This window comes from uncultured Shimia sp., assembly GCF_947493595.1.
GTDB lineage: Bacteria > Pseudomonadota > Alphaproteobacteria > Rhodobacterales > Rhodobacteraceae > Shimia.
On the sequence record NZ_CANLRL010000008.1, the window covers coordinates 155206 to 173887 of the forward strand.

The window sequence follows — 18682 nt, forward strand, 5'->3', positions numbered from 1 at the left end:
CTCCTTCAAGTTGTTGGCCGCAGATTTGGCGCAAAATCCCACGGCCAACTTTGATTTGGATCAGTCAAGTCTCAGGTAATTGATTTCACTCGGCGATCAACTGCATCTGTTCGGTACCCTCTGCATCCAGCAGAACGGCAATCCCGTCGCGCACTTCAAATCCGACCACCTTTGACAGTGCCTGAAAGAAGGCTTTCTCCTGCTGATCCAACGGGCCAGGGCAGGCCATACGTGTGGTTGCAAGCGGTCCAAACTCCAACTGCCCCCCTGTCGCCGTGTAGCCTCCGGAGAAACGGTTACACCCGCTTGTTCCACTCACCTGACCATCGCTTCCAAACTGAAGAAGGGGCCCCTGCGCAGCTTCAACAACCTGGCCATTGATCTGCGCAACCAACCAATTGCTGCCACTCAAGCCGGTCGCATCTCGTTTCACCATGCGTTCCACCACCACATCCACTGTTTCAGGGGCATCATAGGTCAATGCCGGAAAGCTCTGCGTACTGCGCCAAAGTACATCTTCCCCGACTCGGATTACCGCTCGAACCGAATACCGACCGCGTGCCTCAACCATGGCGTCGTCATAGCTCAGCTGAAAATCCACCGGCACCTGCCCCGCAGGTTTTAATGTCTGGCTCGCCAACACCGTCGATTTCACATCCATCTTACTCACGTCTTCCAACGTGACCTCCACCAACGCTTCCGGCGGCAAGGCAATTTTTTCCCGGTAAAGCACCGATCCCTGCAAGTTTTGAAAATCAGCCATCGCGCTTCCCGCACTGAGGCACATCGCCATAACAAGGCCCGCCCCCACGCCGGCGGATTTGATCGTTGTAAGTGTCATTTAAAGGCTCCCGGCTCTGTTGCGGTCATCATACCCTACCACCTAGGGATGAGGTCACGACCTCCCAAGGGGGAATTGTTTTTTCGGCAAAGCCTTGCCCAAACCCGATGCGCTCCCTAGGCCCGCCAAGATACGACCTTTGACCCCCTTGGCGTGGCCCCACTCTCTGCTAGGCTACTGCCATGCCAAATGATGTCGCTTCGCCAGTTCTCAAACGCTTCTCCAACGCCCTTGTGGTCGACGACCATCCGCTGTTCTGTGACGCTCTGGTCATGACCTTACAGGCCATCGCGCCGATCACGGACGTGGCCACTGCACCTTGCCTGACAGACGCCTTGGCCCGCCTGGAAAATGCACCACACCCGGATCTGGTCGTGCTGGACCTGAACCTGCCGGATGTGGACGGCTTTGACGGGTTGCTACGCCTACGCAAGGCCACCAACGCCAAAGTGCTGGTAGTGTCCTCCATGGCCGACACACGGATCATCAACGCCGCGCTGAATGCTGGCGCCGCCGGGTTTGTGCCCAAACACAGCCAACGCGATATGTTCCGCCGCGCCTTGCAGGCCCTGGCCGAAGACCGAAATTTTGTGCCCGAAGGCCATATGCCGACCTGCGACGAGGACAACGCCACAAAAGACGCCGTGGCGCGTCTGGCCAGTTTGACCACACAACAGGCTCGCATCCTGGATCTCATCTGCGAAGGTAAACTCAACAAGCAAATTGCCTTTGAGCTGTCGATCGCAGAAACCACGGTGAAAGCCCATGTGACTGCGATCATGCGCAAACTTGGCGTTCACTCGCGCACACAGGCGGTCCTGATCGCCAAAGAAGCCAGCTTTGAGGAACACTTGCGCAGCAGCGGGTAGGCAGCCTAATCTGCCACGAGCGGCTTTGAGGAGAGCTGCGGGAGGAACGCCAGCATGGATGCCAGCACACCCTTAGACGGGTCTCACATTGTGCGCACAGGGTTTGCCCCTTGTGACGCGCCCGATGCGGTTGACCAACTTGTCGCGGCATTGGGTCCGGACCCTTTTGCATTGGTTGTTCTGTTTGTATCGCCAAACACCAACCTGCAGAAATTTGTATGCGATATCGCTGGCCGTTTTGGCGCAGCGGAAGTTGTCGGGTGCACCACCGCAGGGGAGTTGGCCGAAAACGGCTATACCGAAGGTGAAATTGTCGCCATTGGCCTGCCACAAACCCATTTTGCCGCCCGCACTCTGCTTGTGGAGGACCTCTCGGAAATAAAAGCAGAAGCGCGCATCACCGAGATGATCCACAACCGGAAAGCACTGGCCGCCAGCCACCCATGCTGGACATCCGAATTTGCCTTTCTCATGGTCGACGGCCTCTCCACCCGCGAAGACGCTTTGGCCGCCGACCTGTCGTTGGGCTTAGGTCCCGTGCCCTTGTTTGGCGGATCCGCCGGGGACGGAGAGGATTTTCAGCAGACCCACGTCTTGTACAAATCCGCTTTTCGCAGCAACGCCGCCGTCCTGGTGCAACTGCGCTCCAACTGCCCAGTGCATGTCTTCAAGACTGACCACCTCCAGCCCACAGAACAGCGCATGGTTGTCACCGGCGCAAACCCGAGCACCCGTCGTGTTCACGAAATCAACGCCGAGCCAGCGGCCCGCGAATATGCCCGTATCCTTGGCAAAGACCCGGAACAGCTTTCCACCTTCACCTTTGCCGCACATCCGGTTGTGGTGCGCATTGGCGAGCAAACCCATGTGCGCGCGATTCAGCAAGTCGCGGAAAACGGCGATCTGCAGTTTTTCTCCGCAATTGACGAAGGTGTCGTGCTCACGCTGGCCGAGCCCGAAGACATGGTTGCGCATCTCGATCGCGAACTCAGCGCCCTGACGTGTGAAACAGCACCCGCCCTGATATTGGGCTGCGATTGTGTTCTACGCCGTGTGGAAGCCACGCAAAAACAGATAACGGGTGACATCTCCCGCGTCCTCGCCAAACATAATGTGGTGGGCTTCTCCACCTACGGCGAGCAGGTCAATTCGATGCATGTCAATCAAACCTTCACCGGCGTTGCCATCTACCCACCGGAAACGGACTAACGCCGCAATGACCGACGCCACATTGATCGACCCAAAGGACTCGCTGGAACGCCAGAATCAGAAGCTCCTGAAAATCGTCGACACGCTCATGCGCCGTGCCGAGGCCAGCCCCGACACCACCGGCGTGGCCTATGCCCAATTTGAACGCGCCGTCATGCTCGAGGAGGAGGTCGCCGCCCGCACCCGCGAACTCGAACACGCGCTTGACCTGCTCAACACCTCCAACGCCTCGCTTGCCCAAGCCAACGCCGAAGCCGAAGCCGCCCGTGCCAACCTCGCCAACGCGATCGAGACCGTACAAGAAGGCTTTGCGCTGTTTGATGCCGACGAAAAACTGGTGCTCTGTAACACCCGCTTTGGCAAACACATGCGCGACATCCACCCGCTGTTCAAACCCGGCCTACCATTTGCCAACTACGTCGACATCGTCTCTCAAAGTGCGTTTTTAGAGCTGCCCGACGGTATGACCGCCAACCAATGGGCCGACCAGCGTCTGCTGCGCCACCGCGAACAGCACGTAGTGTTCAACGCCCGCCTCGCAAATGACAAATGGATCCAGGTGTCCGAACATCGCACCCGCGACGGCGGCACTGTGGTGCTTCAAACCGACGTCACCGACATGATGTTGATCGAGCGACAAGAGCGCGAGCGCCTGCTCGACGACCAAGCCCGCCTGATCAAAGCCACGCTAGAACATCTGGATCAGGGCGTCGGCATCTTTGACCGCGAAGCCCGCCTTGTCGGGTGGAACCGGCGCATGGGAGAACTGCTCTCCATCCCTCTGCGTCACTTTCACCTTGGGTTGCCGTTTGACACCATCTTTGACCAGCTCTCGCGCAAGCTGGCCTTTCTGGAAACCGCCGACGCCGAGGCTCTGGCCCACTGGGCCGCCCACGATGGGCGCCGCGCACCGTTGTCTTTTGAGGTGGAACTGGGGGAAGATCGTATCCTTGCGGTTTTTGCCCAACACATGCCGGACGGCGGCTTTGTGATCTCTTTCGCTGACATCACAACAGAACGCCGCGCCTTACGCGCTACGGCCCAAGTCAACGAAACCCTTGAGCGCCACGTGCAGGAACGCACCCTGGAACTTCAGGACGCTCTGGCAGAGGCCGAGCGCGCCAACGCGTCCAAGTCCCGATTTGTCGCCGCCGCAAGCCACGACCTGTTGCAACCGCTGTCGGCAGCCAAACTCTATATGGCCTCGCTGGAAACCGATCTCGAAGAGCCCGACCAACGTGAGCGCCTGTCCAAAGCCTCGTCCGCCTTGCAAAGCGTTGAACACATTTTGGGGGCATTGCTCGACATTTCCCGCCTCGACAGTGGCCGCGCCGCCGTACACGACACACAGATCCCACTGGGCGCTCTGCTGGGCCAGCTACACGACGAATTTGCGCCCATCGCCCGCGAAAAGGGCCTCCGCTTCGATCTCCGCAGCCATGACGTCACCGTGCACTCTGATGCCACTTACCTGCGTCGCATTCTACAAAACCTCATTGCCAACGCATTGCGTTACACAGACGAGGGCCGCGTTTTGGTCGCTGCCCGTCGACGCGGCGACCAGATGGTGGTGGAAATCTGGGACACCGGACCGGGCATCCCGGTGGAACAGCAAGCCAAAGTGTTTGACGAGTTCCACCGTGTAAACGCCGCTGCAAGCCCTGCCGAAGGGCTGGGCCTTGGTCTGGCCATTGTGGAACGCGCCTGCCGTCTTCTGGCGCATCCAATGCAAATGCAATCCGAACCCGGCCGTGGCACGCGCTTCTGCATCACACTGCCGTTGCACACAGAACAAACTGCTCCCACCGACATCCCCTTGCCTACCCCGGAGCCGACTGCGCCACTGGCCCATCGCATCGTACTTTTGGTCGAAAACGACACCGAGCTGCGCAACGCCATTTCCATGACCCTGGAAAACTGGGGCGCCGATGTACTCGCGTGCGGCAGCGACATCGAAGCCCTCGACCTGCTGCGCGAAATCGACATCGCGCCCGACATGGTGCTGGCTGATTACCAACTCGACAACGACGCCACCGGAACCGAGCTTATTGCCAAATTGCGCAAGACCTACGGCCCCCTGCCCGCCTGTGTCATCAGTGCCAATCGTGACCCGGATCTGAAACTACAATGTCAGGCGCTTCAAGCGCCCCTGTTGCACAAACCTCTGGACTTGGATCAGCTGCGCGCCATTCTTACCGGCACGTAAATCTTTGCCCCGAAATCCAAAATACGCACCTCCGCAATACAGCCGCGATACAGACGCAATACCGACGTGGATTTTTGCCTCTTTTCGCCAGCCGCATCACCCCCTAAAAACACCTCATTAAAGCAGCTCGGAGCCAGCCCATGACCCGTCTTCAAACCTCCTTGGACGCCATTGACACCGCCAATGCCAAAGACCCGAAACTTGACAATGGGCAGCCAGAATCACTGCTCTACGGTCAACGAATGACCGAAGAGTGCAACCGGATTTTTCCCAATGCTTCCGAGGCGTTACAGATCGCATCCCGCGGTCAGCATATTGAACGCTGGGTTCTCAAACGCGCGGATTATCCGGAAGGTCGCGCGGGCTATCTAAAGTGGCGCCGGGATCTTGGTACACATCACGCCACCCGCGTTTGCGAAATTATGACCGAAGCGGGGTATGACGAAGATGACGTTACCGCAGCGGGTGCCATGTTGCGCAAGGAAGGCATCAAACGCAACGATCAGGTGCAAGCTCTTGAAGATGTTATCTGTTTTGTCTTCATCAAACACTACTTCGCGCCCTTTGCGGCCAAACACAGTCCAGAAAAAGTGCTCAGTATCGTTGTGAAAACCGCCCGAAAAATGTCCGCCGACGCGCGGTCACGGGCTTTGCGGGAGTTTGACTTGCCCGATGACCTCGCAGCAGCGTTTGAGGCCCCGGCTGCATGAGCGAGACGCCCCGCGAAGCCCTAATCGTTGCACACGGTCAACCGTCCGCTCCAGAGCCGCCGGAGCAGTGGTTGCAAGGGTTCGCCGCGGCTGTGAACCGGCATCTCCCCAACTGGACCATTCGCGCTGCCACCCTTGCAATGCCACACGCATTGGAACGCCAAGTATCTGAAATGTCATCCGGATCTTTGGTTTTCCCCATGTTCATGGCGGACGGTTTCTTTGTTTCAAAGATGCTACCGGATCGACTAGGCAACGCGGAATTACAGGTTTTGCCGCCGCTGGGGTTTCATCCAGAGTTGCCGGATGTGGCGGCCAACCGTGTCAAATCCGAGCTGGCAGACCGCAATTGGCTACAAGGTGAAACGCACCTTCTTTTGGCAGCCCATGGCTCGGCAAAAGGCCCAAAGGCAGCCGAATCGGCATTTGCCTTTCAAGACGCGCTTTCAAAGCGATTTGAGGCCTTGGAAATTTCTGTGGGTTTTGTCGAAGAAGAACCATTTATAGCCGACGCTGCCCGCCCTCTTCCAGAACAAAGCCTCTGCTTGCCTTTCTTTGCACTGGAAGGTGACCATTGTCGCCAGGATATCCCGGAAGCCCTTGAAAAAGCAAAATATACCGGCATCACCTTGCCACCACTTGGGACATGGCCGGAGATTGCAAAATTGACTGCCGACGCAATCCGAGACGCGCGTTAAAGCGACTGCCCTGTTGTGACAACTGGCTCCAACTTCATCACCTGCGCCGGGCTGTCCGGGCTCTGCGCCGCAAGGATAATTTCCGCCGCCTTCTGCCCGATCTCAAACCGATGCGCATCCGTGGTTGCCAGCGGCATTGGCAAACCTTTGAGCAAATTCAAGTTGTTAAACCCAGCAATCGCCAAATCTTTGGGCACTGAAAGCCCTTTGGAAAGACAGTACATATAGGCGCCAATGGAGAGCACATCGCTGGAAAAATAGATGCACTCAAGCTCCGGCGAGCGCTGCGTTAAAAGCTCCGTCAATTTGTTGCCGGTCTCAATTGAGGACACACCGGAATAAAGTTCCTGATCAAACAACGACAAGCCAGCTTCTTTAAGCTCCAACTCAAAGCCCTGCATACGCTTTTCGGCACGGTAATCTTGCGGCATCTTGGTGCCGACAAAGCCAATTTTCTTATAACCGGCGTCCAAAATGGTGCGCGCCATTTTGCGGCCGGCTTCAAGATGGGAAATCCCAACGCAGTGCTTGATGGGATCTCCGTCCACATCCATGACTTCCACAACCGGGCAATCAGCGTTGGCCAGCATTTTTCGGGCAGCGTCATTGTGCTCCAGACCGGCGATGACAACCCCGGTGGGCCGCCAACTCAGCATCTCTCGGATAACCTCTTCTTCTTCCTGCAAATCATAACCGGTGACGCCAATCACGGGCTTCAAAGCGGTGGCCTTTAAAGTCGAGCTGATGCCAGACAACACCTCAGGAAAAACCGAAGAATTCAGGCTGGGTACCACCACGCCAACCAGATTCACGGTCTTGGACGCAAGAGCGCCCGCAATGCGATTCGGCACGTAGCCAACGTCCCGCGCGATCTGTTCAACCTTTTTGCGGGTCGATTCCGAAACGTCTTGCGCCCCGCGCATTGCGCGTGAGGCCGTCATTTCACTTACACCTGCCAATTTGGCGATGTCCTTGAGAAGAAGCTTTTTTCCCATGGTCGGATGGTCTGACACAACCCAGGCCAAAGCAACCCCGAAAGCGCCCCGTCGAGAAGTTAATTCCTCCCCTTGATTCCCGTTGCATTTCCTTGTAGCGATAGCGCTAACGGTGGCGCTACCGAAAGCGCTGATTTGCATGTTTGGAGAATGACATGAGCATCAAGATTGCCATCAACGGGTTTGGCCGCATTGGCCGCGGCGTGCTGCGCGCCCTCATCGAAAGCGGTGCCAACGACATTCAAGTCGTTGCAATCAATGACCTTTCCCCTAACGACCACTTGGTGCACCTGCTCAAATACGACAGCGTCCACGGCCGCCTGAACGCCGAAGTTTCGCTGGACGGTGACACCATGAAAGTTGGCGATCAATCGATCCGCCTGACAGCCATCCGCGACCCGCAAGAGCTGCCATGGTCCGACGTTGATATTGCTTATGAGTGCACAGGCATTTTCACCGCAAAAGACAAAGCAGAATTGCTTCTCAAATCTGGCGCCAAGCGCGTGCTGGTCTCAGCCCCTGGCGCAAATGCCGACAAAACCATTGTCTATGGCGTCAACGACGACACACTTACCGCTGACGATATCATCGTCTCCAATGCCTCCTGCACCACCAACTGCCTTGCTCCTGTTGCTAAGGTACTGGACGACGCGTTTGGCATCAAAACCGGCTACATGACCACAATTCACGCCTACACCGGCGACCAGCCAACACATGACACCAACCACAAAGATCTCTACCGCGCCCGCGCTGCGGCGCTGTCGATGATCCCGACCTCCACCGGTGCCGCTCGCGCGATTTCTCTGGTTCTCCCGCACCTTAAAGGCAAACTCGAAGGCTCCGCCATCCGCGTTCCAACCGCCAATGTGTCCATGGTGGATCTGGTGATCAACACCAACACACCGGCCACAGTTGAGGCAATCAACGCAGCGGTCAAGGCTGCAGCAGAAGGTCCTCTGAAGGGTGTACTTGGCTATGAAGAAGCGCCATTGGTGTCCGCGGATTTCAATCACGACCCACATTCTTCCGTCTTTGCACCGGCCCAAACCAGTGTGACTGAAGAAGGCCTGGTGCGTGTGGTAAGCTGGTATGACAACGAGTGGGGCTTCTCCAATCGTATGCTCGACACCGGTCGCCGCATGGGCGCACTTCTGAAAGGCTAAACTGTTATGGTTGCACGCGTAATCCCAGTCGAACCCTTTGACCTAGTGATCTTTGGCGCAACGGGCGATCTCGCCCGCCGCAAAATCCTACCAGGGCTCTTCCACCGGTTTCGCGCGGGCCAAATGCCAGAAGACGCCAAAATCATTGGCTCGGCGCGTTCCGACATGGATAACGCCGGGTTCCGCGCCTTGATCGGCACCGCACTTGCTGAATTTGTCGAGGAAAGTTTGCGGCCCGCAGAAATGGTTGCCGAGTTTCTCGAACATCTCAGCTATGTACACATAGACGCGATGGGGGAAACCGGGTGGCGGGACCTGAAGGACGTTTTGCGTGAGGGAACGGTTCGCACGTTCTATCTCTCTGTTTCTCCCTCACTTTTTGGTGCCATTGCAGAGCGTTTGAGCCTCAATGGTATTGCTACTCAAGAAAGTCGCATTGTTGTTGAGAAACCCTTTGGTCATGACCTGGAAAGCGCACAAGCGCTCAACAAAGACCTGCTGAAGCATTTTGACGAACAGCAGATTTACCGGATTGACCACTACCTCGGCAAAGAAACCGTGCAAAACCTCATGGCGTTGCGGTTCGCCAATTCCTTGTTTGAGCCGCTGTGGAATTCCACCCATATCGATCACGTGCAAATCACCGTTGCTGAAAGCATTGGTGTCGCTGGTCGTGGGGGATACTATGATCAGTCCGGTGCCATGCGAGACATGGTGCAAAACCACCTGATGCAATTGCTCTGCTTGATCGCGATGGAGCCGCCCAGCAAGTTCACCTCAAACTCAGTGCGAGACGAAAAAGTCAAAGTCATCGAAGCTTTGGAACCGGTTCTCTTGGATGACATTGTCCGTGGTCAGTACCGAGCTGGCCGGGACAATCAAAGCTACTTAGAGGATGTTGAAAACATCGACAGCCGCACGGAAAGCTACATCGCCATGAAGCTGTCAGTTGGCAACTGGCGATGGGCAGGCACACCGTTTTATCTACGGACCGGCAAGCAGTTGCGTGACCGCGCCTCCGAAATTGCCGTGGTGTTCAAAGACCCGCCACACAACATCTTCCCAAATAAAATGGAAGGCCGCAAAGGCAATGCCCTGATCATCCGACTGCAACCGGACGAAGGCATCACATTGCGCACAACCATCAAAGAACCCGGTCCCGGGGGTATGCGTCTCACTGAAGTTGACATGGACATGTCCTTTGCGGACGCCTTGGGCGACAGCCTAATGTCGCAAGACGCCTATGAGCGCTTGATCATGGATGTGATCCGAGGTGATCAAACGCTGTTTATGCGCGGCGATGAGGTTGAGGCCGCTTGGGCCTGGGCAGATCCTTTAATTGCGGCTTGGGAAGAGGCAAATCAGCGCCCTGTCCCATATGATCCTGGCAGTTCCGGTCCTGAAGAAGCCCTTATGCTGATGCATCGAGGTGGGCGGCGCTGGCGCCCCATCGGCGACTAAGTCTCACCCCACTCCCTTACTAGGAAGGATGGTCCCCATGCCACTCCACCCAACCGTCGAAAAAATCACTGAACGCATCATCACGCGTTCCAAACCACATCGTGACAGTTATCTGGAGCGCATGGCGCAGGCGGCCAACAAGGGGCCTGCGCGGGCGCATCTGAGCTGTTCCGGACAGGCACATGCATATGCAGGTGCAGGTGGCGATCAATCCGCTTTGGCCAAGGGATCAGCGGGCAACCTCGGCATTGTGACCGCCTACAACGATATGCTGTCCGCCCACCAACCGTTTGAGCGCTACCCGTCCCTGTTGCGCGATGCCGCGCGGGCAGCGGGCGGCACAGCACAAGTTGCAGGTGGCGTGCCTGCAATGTGCGATGGTGTGACACAAGGCGAAGCGGGCATGGAGCTATCGCTGTTTTCGCGAGACGTGATTGCTTTGGCTGCGGGTGTAGCACTCAGCCACAACACCTTTGACGCCTCTGTCTACCTGGGTGTCTGCGATAAAATTGTGCCTGGCCTCGTAATCGCCGCCCAAAGCTTCGGCCATCTCCCAGCAGTCTTCCTACCCGCGGGCCCAATGGCCACAGGCATTTCCAACGACGAAAAAGCCAAGGTTCGCCAACGCTTTGCCGCCGGAGAAGCGGACCGCGCGGAACTGATGGCCTCGGAAATGGCCGCCTATCACGGACCTGGCACCTGTACCTTCTACGGCACAGCCAACACCAACCAGATGTTGATGGAGTTCATGGGGCTGCATTTGCCCGGCTCTAGCTTTGTCTCGCCAAATACGGATCTACGCGATGCGCTGACCGAAGAAGGCGCGCGCCGTGCTTTGTCCTTGTCCGCTCTGGGCAACAACTACACGCCAACGTGCGACATCCTTGATGAGAAAGCCTTTGTGAACGGCATCATCGGCCTGAACGCCACAGGTGGCTCGACCAACCTTCTAATCCACCTGATTGCCATGGCGCGCGCTGGCGGCATTGTGTTGACCTGGGAAGACTTTGCGGAGCTGTCCGACATCACACCGCTCTTGGCGCGGGTGTACCCGAACGGCTTGGCAGACGTGAACCACTTCCACGCCGCCGGAGGCCTTGGATATATGATTGGCGAGCTTCTGTCGGCAAACCTTTTGCATCCGGACACCAAAACAGTGGCCGGTGAAGGGCTGGAAAACTACACCCACGAACCCAAGCTTATCGACGGCGCCTTGTCCTGGCAGCCGGGCACCAAAACTTCGCTCAACGACAAAATTGTACGCCCGGCAACAGACCCGTTCCAGCCAACCGGTGGTCTTGCTCGCCTGTCTGGCAACCTTGGCATGTCGGTCATGAAAATTTCGGCCGTGGCTCCGGAGCACCGGTTCGTTGAGGCTCCTGCGCGCGTCTTTCATGATCAGGACGAGGTCAAAGCGGCCTTTCAAGCCGGCGAGCTTACCACAGACACTGTCATTGTGGTGCGGTTCCAAGGCCCCAAAGCGAACGGCATGCCGGAGTTGCACAGCTTGACGCCATTGATGTCAATCATGCAGGGCAAGGGGCTCAAGGTTGCCTTTGTCACCGACGGGCGTATGTCGGGCGCATCCGGCAAAATCCCCTCGGCAATCCATGTCTCTCCTGAGGCGCTGGACGGCGGCCCAATTGCCAAACTCCACGATGGCGACTTGGTCCGCGTGGATGCCGAGGCCGGAACACTGGAAGTCTTGGCCGACGATTTTGATGGTCGCCCGCTGGCGACTGCAGACCTATCGTCTTATCAACACGGCACTGGGCGCGAACTCTTTGCCGCCTTCCGCAATGCTGTGGGGCCAGCCGCCACCGGCGCATCCATTTTTGAAGGATAAATTTCGATGTCTATCACTCCCCAAGAAGCCAGCGCTCAGGCGCGGAAGATCTGCAACGCCGCTCCCATTGTTCCGGTACTGGTGGTCGAAGATGTCGCCCATGCTAAGCCTCTCGCAGAAGCCTTGGTTGCAGGTGGCCTTCCAGCGCTGGAAGTCACGCTGCGTACACCGGCAGCACTGGATGTAATCCGCGCTATGGCTGACGTACCCGGCGGTGTGGTTGGTGCAGGCACATTGCTGACACCTGACGACGTCAAAGCCGCAAAAGATGCGGGCGCCACCTTCGGCGTGTCTCCGGGGGCAACCGACACGTTGTTGGCTGCTTGTGAGGCAGAGGGGCTGCCCCTCCTACCTGGGGCCGCCTCCGCGTCTGAAGCCATGGCGCTACTTGAGCGTGGCTACAACATGCTCAAGTTTTTCCCTGCTGAAGCTGCGGGCGGTGCTAAATTCCTTGGGTCACTGGCAAGCCCTCTCCCCCAAATCAGCTTCTGCCCCACCGGTGGCGTAAACCCTCAAAACGCCACAGACTACCTATCACTGGCCAATGTGGTCTGCGCAGGCGGCAGTTGGGTCGCCCCGTCTAAATTGGTCAAGCAGGGCGCATGGGATCAAATCGAAGTCCTCGCGCGCGACGCCTCCAAGCTGCCACGCTAACTCACCAATTTCGGCGTCCGCTAATGTGATGCAGCGTGCTTTCTTCTGCAAACGGATCAACCGGTTCAGGACGACTGAGCCGGTTGATTGTTTTTATGGCCATGGCCAATCCCACTGCCGCAAACAATGCCCCGCCGATGGCTTGCCCCATCAACACGCCTGACGCGCCCCAGTAGAGACCGCCAACAATCACAAACGGATAGGTGCCCAGCGTGTGCCGTCCCCAGTTCACATAAGTCGAAAAAATGGGGTGACCGAGGTTGTTGAAACAGGCGTTGCACACAAAAATCACGCCGTTGAAGAACTGCAGCAGCGCCAGCGGCCCACAGAACAGATAGATCAAAGCACGCATCTCGCCGTCGGCTTCAAACAGATCAGCAATCAGGCCCCGCGCAACAAACAGGATGAGTGCCGCCAATAGCGTGTAAGCCAGTAAGAACTGCAAGCCCGCTTTCAACGTTCCACGCACACGATCAAAAAGCGCTGCTCCGAAATTTTGCCCCACGATCGGGCCAATGGCGCCAGAAAGCGCAAACACAACCGCGAAGGCCACAGGCATCAACCGACCAATCACTGCCATAGCCGCCACGGCATCCGTGCCGTAACGTGCCATTTCTCGAGTCACAATCGCCGTCCCAACTGGTGAGGCGACATTGGTCAAAATCGCTGGCCCAGCAATGGCACTGATCGCTTTGGCATCTCTCTGCACAATGCCCGCCGATGGCGCTGCAAAGCCCTGATGGATCCGGACAACACACAGAACGGCGTAAGCGCACATAACAGCGCGCGCGATGACCGAAGCATAAGCGGCACCGTCCAAGCCCAGCCCGAAGCCAAAGATAAGCAAAGGATCCAACGCGGCATTCACGGCCCCGCCAAATACGGTCCCCATCATCGACCGCCGAGCGTCTCCATGCGCCCGCAGCACTGCCATGCTTACCATAGCAAGCGACATCACCGGCATGGTGGGCATCACAATTCCAACGTAGCGCTTGGCCAAATCCAAAGTGTCTCCCTCAGCGCCCAACCACGTCAGGATTGGATCAAGATACACAAATACCACAGCTGGAATTACCAGGCCGATCAAGATCCCCAAGAGTGCCACCGACGTCGCATATTCCCTCGCTCGGGCCACCTGATCTGCTCCAATGGCGCGCGCAACCAACGACCCTGCGGAGATCGACAAACCAATGTTGATCGCATTGGTGAAGAACAGCAGCGTGCCAGCATAGCCCACAGCCGCGGCCAAGGCTTTGTTGCCCAGCATCGAGATGAAGATCATATCAACAAAATCGACAGCAAAAATAGCCATCAAACCCACCGACGATGTCAATGACATCACGGCTACATGGCGCATCAACGCACCTTGCAAGAACACTGCTTTGGCCATCAGGTTACCTGTTCGCTTCTTGGTTTCCAGAGGCGGGCACCCTGCCACCTCGGCACTGCGAGGCCAACCAGATTGTTTTGCAACGCAACAGAAAACGCCGCCCCAAAAGAGCGGCGTCTCATATTCTTAGTCTTTTTGCTTAACCGCCGAAGTCATCCAGCATGATGTCTTCACGGTCGACACCCAGATCAAGCAACATGTTGATTACAGACTGGTTCATGATGGGAGGACCGCACATGTAGTATTCGCAGTCTTCTGGGGCTGGGTGGTTCTTGAGGTATTCCTCAAACAGCACGTTGTGGATAAAGCCGGTGTAGCCGCCCCAATCATCTTCTGGAAGGGCATCGGACAGAGCCACGTGCCAGTCGAAGTTGTCAAACTCCGCCGCCAATCCGTCAAAGTCCTCAACAAAGAACATCTCACGCTTGGAGCGCGCACCGTACCAGAAAGAGATCTTTCGATCGCGGTTCTGCAGACGCTTAAGCTGGTCAAAGATGTGCGAGCGCATCGGCGCCATACCAGCACCACCGCCAATGAAGACCATTTCTTTGTTGGTGTCGCGGGCAAAGAATTCACCAAACGGACCGGAGATCGTCACCTTATCACCTGGCTTCAGGTTAAAGATGTAGGACGACATTTGGCCGGGTGGAATACCCTGGCTGCCCGGAGGAGGAGAGGCCACACGCACGTTCAGCATGATCAGGCCCTTTTCATCCGGATAGTTCGCCATGGAGTATGCGCGTTCGACCGGTTCAGAGACCGAAGACTCAAACTGCCACAGATTAAACTTGTCCCAGTCCTCTTTGTACTCTTCCTCAATCGCGAAGTCCTTGTAGCTCAATTTGTGAGCAGGCGCTTCAATCTGGATGTAACCACCAGCGCGGAAGTTCACGTCCTCACCTTCGGGCAGTTCCAGAACAAGGTTCTTAATGAAGGTTGCTACGTTTTCGTTGGAGCGCACAGTACACTCCCACTTTTTCACGCCGAACACCTCTTCAGGCACTTCGATGTCCATGTCCTGCTTCACTGCCACCTGACAAGACAGGCGGTCACCGCAAGCCGCTTCACGCTTGGTGATGTGGCTTTCTTCTGTTGGCAGGATTGACCCACCTCCGGAATGCACACGCACCTTACACTGCGCACAGGTACCACCACCGCCACAAGCAGACGGGACGAACAGTTTCTGCTCCGCCAAGGTTTGCAACAGCTTGCCACCAGCTGGCACCGAAATTGTCTTCTCACCGTTGATGGTAATTTCGACGTTGCCCGTGCTCACCAGTCGGGACCGCGCCACCAAAATGATGGTCACCAGCGCCAGAACGATTAGGGTGAAGAGAACGACACCTAGAGTAAATGTTTCCATCTCGCCTACCCCTTAGAGTTTCACGCCGGAGAAGGACATGAAGGCCAAAGCCATCAGACCCGCGGTGATAAAGGTGATGCCTAGGCCCTGAAGACCATCGGGAATGTCGGAATACTTGAGCTTCTCGCGCACACCGGCCATTGCGGTGATTGCCAGCGCCCAACCAAAGCCGGAGCTAAGACCATAGGTCACGCTTTCCGCGATGTTGTAGTCACGTTCCACCATAAACAGAGAGCCACCCAGGATGGCGCAGTTCACTGTGATCAGCGGCAAGAACACACCCAGCGCATTGTAGAGCGGCGGGAAGAACTTATCGAGGACCATCTCAAGGATCTGAACCATCGCCGCAATCACGCCGATGTAGCAAATCAGGCCAAGGAAGGTCAGATCCACATTCGGGAAGCCTGCCCATGCCAGCGCACCAGGCGCCAACAGGTAGGTCAGAAGCAGGTTGTTGGTCGGAACCGTAATGGCCTGTACCAGCATCACAGAAATGCCCAGACCAAGCGCGGTCGAGATCTTCTTGGACACGGCAATGAAGGTGCACATGCCGAGGAAGAAGGAGAGCGCAAGGTTCTCAACAAAGACGGCCTTTACGGCTAGAGAGAGAAGCCCTTCCATTAGTGGCCCTCCACAACTTGAATTTTGTATTCACGCTCTTCCACCTGCTCCGGTTTCCAGGCACGCACCGCCCAGATCAGCAAACCAATGATGAAGAACGCCGAGGGTGGCAGCAGCAGCATACCATTTGGCACGTACCAGCCACCGTTGTTCACGGTAGGCAAGATGGTGATGCCAAACAGGCTGCCTGCGCCAAACAGCTCTCGAATGAAGCCCACAACCAGCAGCAGCGCGCCGTAGCCAAGGCCGTTGCCGACACCATCAATGAAGCTGTCGATTGGTGGGTTTTTCATTGCAAACGCTTCCGCGCGGCCCATCACGATACAGTTGGTGATGATCAGGCCCACAAACACCGACAACGTCTTGGAGACGTCATAGGCATAAGCTTTCAAAACCTGATCCACGATGATCACCAAAGACGCGATGATCACCATCTGCACGATAATCCGGATCGAGCCCGGGATTTGGTTGCGCAGCACCGAAATGAACATCGAACTGAAGCCAGTAACCGCCGTCACTGCGAGTGCCATAACAAAGGCAACTTGAAGCGAGGAGGTCACCGCCAGCGCAGAACAAATGCCCAACACTTGCAGCGTAATCGGGTTGTTGTCGACAAGCGGGTCGACCAGAAGGTCTCTTTTTGTCTGAGCCATCAGATCTCTCCTGCTTTGAGGTTTTCAAGGAACGGGCCAAAGCCAGCTTCGCCCATCCAGAACCGCACAAGGTTGTCGACCCCAACAGACGTCAGCGTCGCACCAGCAAGCGCATCAACATGATAATCAGCACCGGCAGGCGGCACAGACTTGGCAACAGTGATCTGTAAGCTGCCGTCTTCATCAGCCAGTTTTTTACCACCCCACAGCGTTTTCCAACGCGGGTTGTCCACTTCGGCACCGAGGCCGGGCGTCTCACCGTGGTCGTAAAACTGTAGACCAAAGATGTCGTTGCCGTTTTCTTCAAGCGCGATGAAGCCGTAAAGCGTAGACCAAAGGCCATAACCATGGATCGGCAGGATCACCTTATCCAGAGATCCGTCATCATTGCGCAGCAAGTAGACCGTTGCGAATTTTGTCTGACGGCCAATGCCTGCCGGGTCGTCACTCAGACGCACGGATAGTTCAGGGTCAGCCGCCGCTGCGCGGTCATCAAAGGTTGCCGCGTCAAACGCGTCGGTGAAGGTGCCAGTTTCCAGCTCAACCACCTGAGGTTCAAACACGCTGAACCCTTCCAGCACGTCCATGCCCGGCTCAAAAAGACCAGCCACCTGAAGAACGTTGGCCTGTTTATCCTTGAGCTTATTTTGCTCCTGCAACGGGCGTAGCGCCACAGACACAGCAGACACAATCATCGAGGCCACAAGGCACAGGCTGACGGCGATGAAGACCGTCTTACCAACGCTATCTGGCGGAGCCGACAGAAAGCGCGCAATAGGCCCTTTGTTTTGATTGGAAGCGTCAGACATTACGACGGGCCCTCCGTTTGATATTTGCTTGCACAACAAAGTAATCGATCAGCGGTGCAAAGACGTTACCGAAGAGGATCGCGAGCATCATGCCTTCCGGGAAAGCTGGATTGATGACGCGGATCATGACAACCATGAACCCAATCAACGCCCCGTAGATGTAGCGGCCCATATTGGTGTGGGAGGCCGACACCGGCTCGGTGACCATGAACACCATGCCAAAGGCAAAGCCACCCACAACAAAATGCCAATACCATGGCATTGCGAACATTGGGTTGGTGTCGGAACCAATCACGTTAAGCAGCAAAGAGAAACCGATCATGCCAGCCATACAGCCGACCACAAGGCGCCAGTTGGCAATCTTGGTGATCAGTAGGAATGCGAGACCAATCAGACAAGCCAGTGCGGATACTTCGCCGATAGATCCTTGGACAGTCCCCACAAAGGAGTTCATCCAATTCATGCCGTTTGCGGCCAGTTCCTGGTAGCCCTGAGATGCGCCAATCGACAGCGCTGTCGCACCTGAGAAGCCATCAACAGGTGTCCAGATCGTGTCACCAGACATGTTTGCCGGGTATGCGAAATAGAGGAAGGCACGCCCTGTCAAAGCTGGGTTGAGGAAGTTTTTGCCGGTACCGCCAAAAACTTCTTTGCCAATCACAACACCAAAGCTGATGCCCAGCGCCACCTGCCACAATGGTGCAGCGGGGGGCATGATCAGTGCGAAGAGCATAGAGGTTACAAGGAAACCTTCGTTGACTTCGTGGCCACGTACTGTGGCAAACAGCACCTCCCAAATACCGCCAACAACCAGTGTGGTGATGTAGATGGGCAAGAAATACAGCAACCCATGTGCAAAGTTTGCCAGCGGGTTTGAGGCGTCAAAGCCTATGCCCAGCATGGAGATGATCCACGCACGCCAACCGGATGGGTCGATTGTCTCGTAAGCCGAGTTGACCTGAAGACCGACGTTATACAGCCCCATGATGATACAGGGGATGGTCGCGATCACGACGTAGGTCATGATCCGTTTCATGTCGACGTAAGACCGCGCGTGTGGCGCAGCCTTGGTCACGGTCTTTGGCGTATAGATGAAGCTCTCGACCATTTCATAGATCGGGAATAGTTTCTCGTATTTGCCGCCTTTTACAAAATGCGGCTCAATACGATCAAAGAAGTTGCGCAACCCCATGG

17 protein-coding genes are annotated in these 18682 nt (G+C 56.5%); 9 read left to right on the forward strand and 8 right to left on the reverse strand.

What is annotated here, in order from left to right:
- Positions 1-85 precede the first annotated feature (85 nt).
- Complete coding sequence (locus tag Q0955_RS17275) at positions 86-841, reverse strand: META domain-containing protein (protein WP_299426822.1); 756 nt, start codon at positions 839-841, stop codon at positions 86-88.
- A gap of 182 nt (positions 842-1023) precedes the next feature.
- Between Q0955_RS17275 and Q0955_RS17280 the strand changes: the two genes are divergently transcribed.
- The 5 genes from Q0955_RS17280 to Q0955_RS17300 all read left to right on the forward strand — a co-directional run bounded on the left by Q0955_RS17280 (position 1024) and on the right by Q0955_RS17300 (position 6533).
- Entirely contained in the window at positions 1024-1710 is a 687-nt protein-coding gene (locus Q0955_RS17280) for a response regulator transcription factor (protein ID WP_299426825.1), read from the forward strand.
- A gap of 54 nt (positions 1711-1764) precedes the next feature.
- Complete coding sequence (locus Q0955_RS17285) at positions 1765-2919, forward strand: FIST N-terminal domain-containing protein (RefSeq protein WP_299426828.1); 1155 nt, start codon at positions 1765-1767, stop codon at positions 2917-2919.
- A 7-nt stretch (positions 2920-2926) separates the two neighbouring features.
- Positions 2927-5125, forward strand: a complete 2199-nt coding sequence (locus Q0955_RS17290; protein ID WP_299426831.1) for a PAS-domain containing protein — start codon at positions 2927-2929, stop codon at positions 5123-5125.
- Between the two features lie 140 nt (positions 5126-5265).
- Positions 5266-5835 (forward strand): DUF4202 domain-containing protein, encoded by a 570-nt coding sequence (locus Q0955_RS17295; RefSeq protein ID WP_299426834.1) that lies wholly within the window; start codon positions 5266-5268, stop codon positions 5833-5835.
- A complete protein-coding gene (locus tag Q0955_RS17300) occupies positions 5832-6533 on the forward strand; it encodes a CbiX/SirB N-terminal domain-containing protein (protein WP_299426836.1) in 702 nt (233 codons plus the stop codon). The genes Q0955_RS17295 and Q0955_RS17300 overlap by 4 nt, the downstream gene beginning before the upstream one ends.
- Here Q0955_RS17300 and Q0955_RS17305 read toward each other — a convergent pair.
- Positions 6530-7528, reverse strand: coding sequence for a LacI family DNA-binding transcriptional regulator (locus Q0955_RS17305; RefSeq protein ID WP_299426839.1), 999 nt, complete (start codon positions 7526-7528; stop codon positions 6530-6532). The two genes, Q0955_RS17300 and Q0955_RS17305, sit on opposite strands and share 4 nt — an antisense overlap.
- Before the next feature lie 155 nt (positions 7529-7683).
- Here Q0955_RS17305 and gap point away from each other — a divergent pair, with 155 nt between their 5' ends.
- Genes gap through eda form a run of 4 tightly spaced genes read left to right on the forward strand, consistent with a single transcriptional unit; the run spans position 7684 to position 12652 of the window.
- Positions 7684-8691: a type I glyceraldehyde-3-phosphate dehydrogenase gene (gap, locus tag Q0955_RS17310; protein ID WP_299426842.1), complete on the forward strand. Its 1008-nt coding sequence runs from the start codon at positions 7684-7686 to the stop codon at positions 8689-8691.
- A 6-nt stretch (positions 8692-8697) separates the two neighbouring features.
- The gene (zwf, locus tag Q0955_RS17315) at positions 8698-10152 is read left to right on the forward strand and encodes a glucose-6-phosphate dehydrogenase (protein WP_299426845.1); all 1455 of its coding nucleotides are present in this window, start codon (positions 8698-8700) and stop codon (positions 10150-10152) included.
- A 37-nt stretch (positions 10153-10189) separates the two neighbouring features.
- Positions 10190-11998, forward strand: coding sequence for a phosphogluconate dehydratase (edd, locus tag Q0955_RS17320; protein WP_299426847.1), 1809 nt, complete (start codon positions 10190-10192; stop codon positions 11996-11998).
- A gap of 6 nt (positions 11999-12004) precedes the next feature.
- The gene (gene eda / locus Q0955_RS17325) at positions 12005-12652 is read left to right on the forward strand and encodes a bifunctional 4-hydroxy-2-oxoglutarate aldolase/2-dehydro-3-deoxy-phosphogluconate aldolase (protein WP_299426850.1); all 648 of its coding nucleotides are present in this window, start codon (positions 12005-12007) and stop codon (positions 12650-12652) included.
- A gap of 1 nt (position 12653) precedes the next feature.
- Here the strand turns inward: eda and Q0955_RS17330 are convergent, their stop codons facing one another.
- The 6 genes from Q0955_RS17330 to Q0955_RS17355 all read right to left on the reverse strand — a co-directional run bounded on the left by Q0955_RS17330 (position 12654) and on the right by Q0955_RS17355 (position 18680).
- Positions 12654-14042, reverse strand: coding sequence for an MATE family efflux transporter (locus Q0955_RS17330; protein ID WP_299426853.1), 1389 nt, complete (start codon positions 14040-14042; stop codon positions 12654-12656).
- Between the two features lie 139 nt (positions 14043-14181).
- Positions 14182-15405, reverse strand: a complete 1224-nt coding sequence (nqrF, locus tag Q0955_RS17335) for an NADH:ubiquinone reductase (Na(+)-transporting) subunit F (protein WP_299426856.1) — start codon at positions 15403-15405, stop codon at positions 14182-14184.
- Positions 15406-15417: 12 nt separating this feature from the next.
- Positions 15418-16026, reverse strand: coding sequence for an NADH:ubiquinone reductase (Na(+)-transporting) subunit E (nqrE, locus tag Q0955_RS17340; RefSeq protein WP_164645323.1), 609 nt, complete (start codon positions 16024-16026; stop codon positions 15418-15420).
- Positions 16026-16679, reverse strand: coding sequence for an NADH:ubiquinone reductase (Na(+)-transporting) subunit D (locus tag Q0955_RS17345; protein ID WP_294228437.1), 654 nt, complete (start codon positions 16677-16679; stop codon positions 16026-16028). Before Q0955_RS17345 ends, nqrE begins: the two co-directional genes overlap by 1 nt.
- Positions 16679-17488: a Na(+)-translocating NADH-quinone reductase subunit C gene (locus tag Q0955_RS17350; protein ID WP_299426861.1), complete on the reverse strand. Its 810-nt coding sequence runs from the start codon at positions 17486-17488 to the stop codon at positions 16679-16681. The genes Q0955_RS17345 and Q0955_RS17350 overlap by 1 nt, the downstream gene beginning before the upstream one ends.
- On the reverse strand, positions 17481-18680 hold the full coding sequence (locus Q0955_RS17355; RefSeq protein ID WP_299426864.1) for an NADH:ubiquinone reductase (Na(+)-transporting) subunit B: 1200 nt from the start codon (positions 18678-18680) through the stop codon (positions 17481-17483). Before Q0955_RS17355 ends, Q0955_RS17350 begins: the two co-directional genes overlap by 8 nt.
- Between the last annotated feature and the right edge of the window lie 2 nt (positions 18681-18682).

Coding starts and splice junctions, on each gene's coding strand:
- zwf (WP_299426845.1), top strand. CDS start 8,698: ATGGTTGCACGCGTAATCCCAGTCGAACCCTTTGACCTAGTGATCTTT.
- Q0955_RS17305 (WP_299426839.1), bottom strand. CDS start 7,528: ATGGGAAAAAAGCTTCTTCTCAAGGACATCGCCAAATTGGCAGGTGTA.
- Q0955_RS17275 (WP_299426822.1), bottom strand. CDS start 841: ATGACACTTACAACGATCAAATCCGCCGGCGTGGGGGCGGGCCTTGTT.
- Q0955_RS17300 (WP_299426836.1), top strand. CDS start 5,832: ATGAGCGAGACGCCCCGCGAAGCCCTAATCGTTGCACACGGTCAACCG.
- gap (WP_299426842.1), top strand. CDS start 7,684: ATGAGCATCAAGATTGCCATCAACGGGTTTGGCCGCATTGGCCGCGGC.
- nqrE (WP_164645323.1), bottom strand. CDS start 16,026: ATGGAAGGGCTTCTCTCTCTAGCCGTAAAGGCCGTCTTTGTTGAGAAC.
- Q0955_RS17285 (WP_299426828.1), top strand. CDS start 1,765: ATGGATGCCAGCACACCCTTAGACGGGTCTCACATTGTGCGCACAGGG.
- Q0955_RS17295 (WP_299426834.1), top strand. CDS start 5,266: ATGACCCGTCTTCAAACCTCCTTGGACGCCATTGACACCGCCAATGCC.
- Q0955_RS17280 (WP_299426825.1), top strand. CDS start 1,024: ATGCCAAATGATGTCGCTTCGCCAGTTCTCAAACGCTTCTCCAACGCC.
- nqrF (WP_299426856.1), bottom strand. CDS start 15,405: ATGGAAACATTTACTCTAGGTGTCGTTCTCTTCACCCTAATCGTTCTG.
- Q0955_RS17290 (WP_299426831.1), top strand. CDS start 2,927: ATGACCGACGCCACATTGATCGACCCAAAGGACTCGCTGGAACGCCAG.
- edd (WP_299426847.1), top strand. CDS start 10,190: ATGCCACTCCACCCAACCGTCGAAAAAATCACTGAACGCATCATCACG.
- Q0955_RS17345 (WP_294228437.1), bottom strand. CDS start 16,679: ATGGCTCAGACAAAAAGAGACCTTCTGGTCGACCCGCTTGTCGACAAC.
- Q0955_RS17330 (WP_299426853.1), bottom strand. CDS start 14,042: ATGGCCAAAGCAGTGTTCTTGCAAGGTGCGTTGATGCGCCATGTAGCC.
- eda (WP_299426850.1), top strand. CDS start 12,005: ATGTCTATCACTCCCCAAGAAGCCAGCGCTCAGGCGCGGAAGATCTGC.
- Q0955_RS17350 (WP_299426861.1), bottom strand. CDS start 17,488: ATGTCTGACGCTTCCAATCAAAACAAAGGGCCTATTGCGCGCTTTCTG.
- Q0955_RS17355 (WP_299426864.1), bottom strand. CDS start 18,680: ATGGGGTTGCGCAACTTCTTTGATCGTATTGAGCCGCATTTTGTAAAA.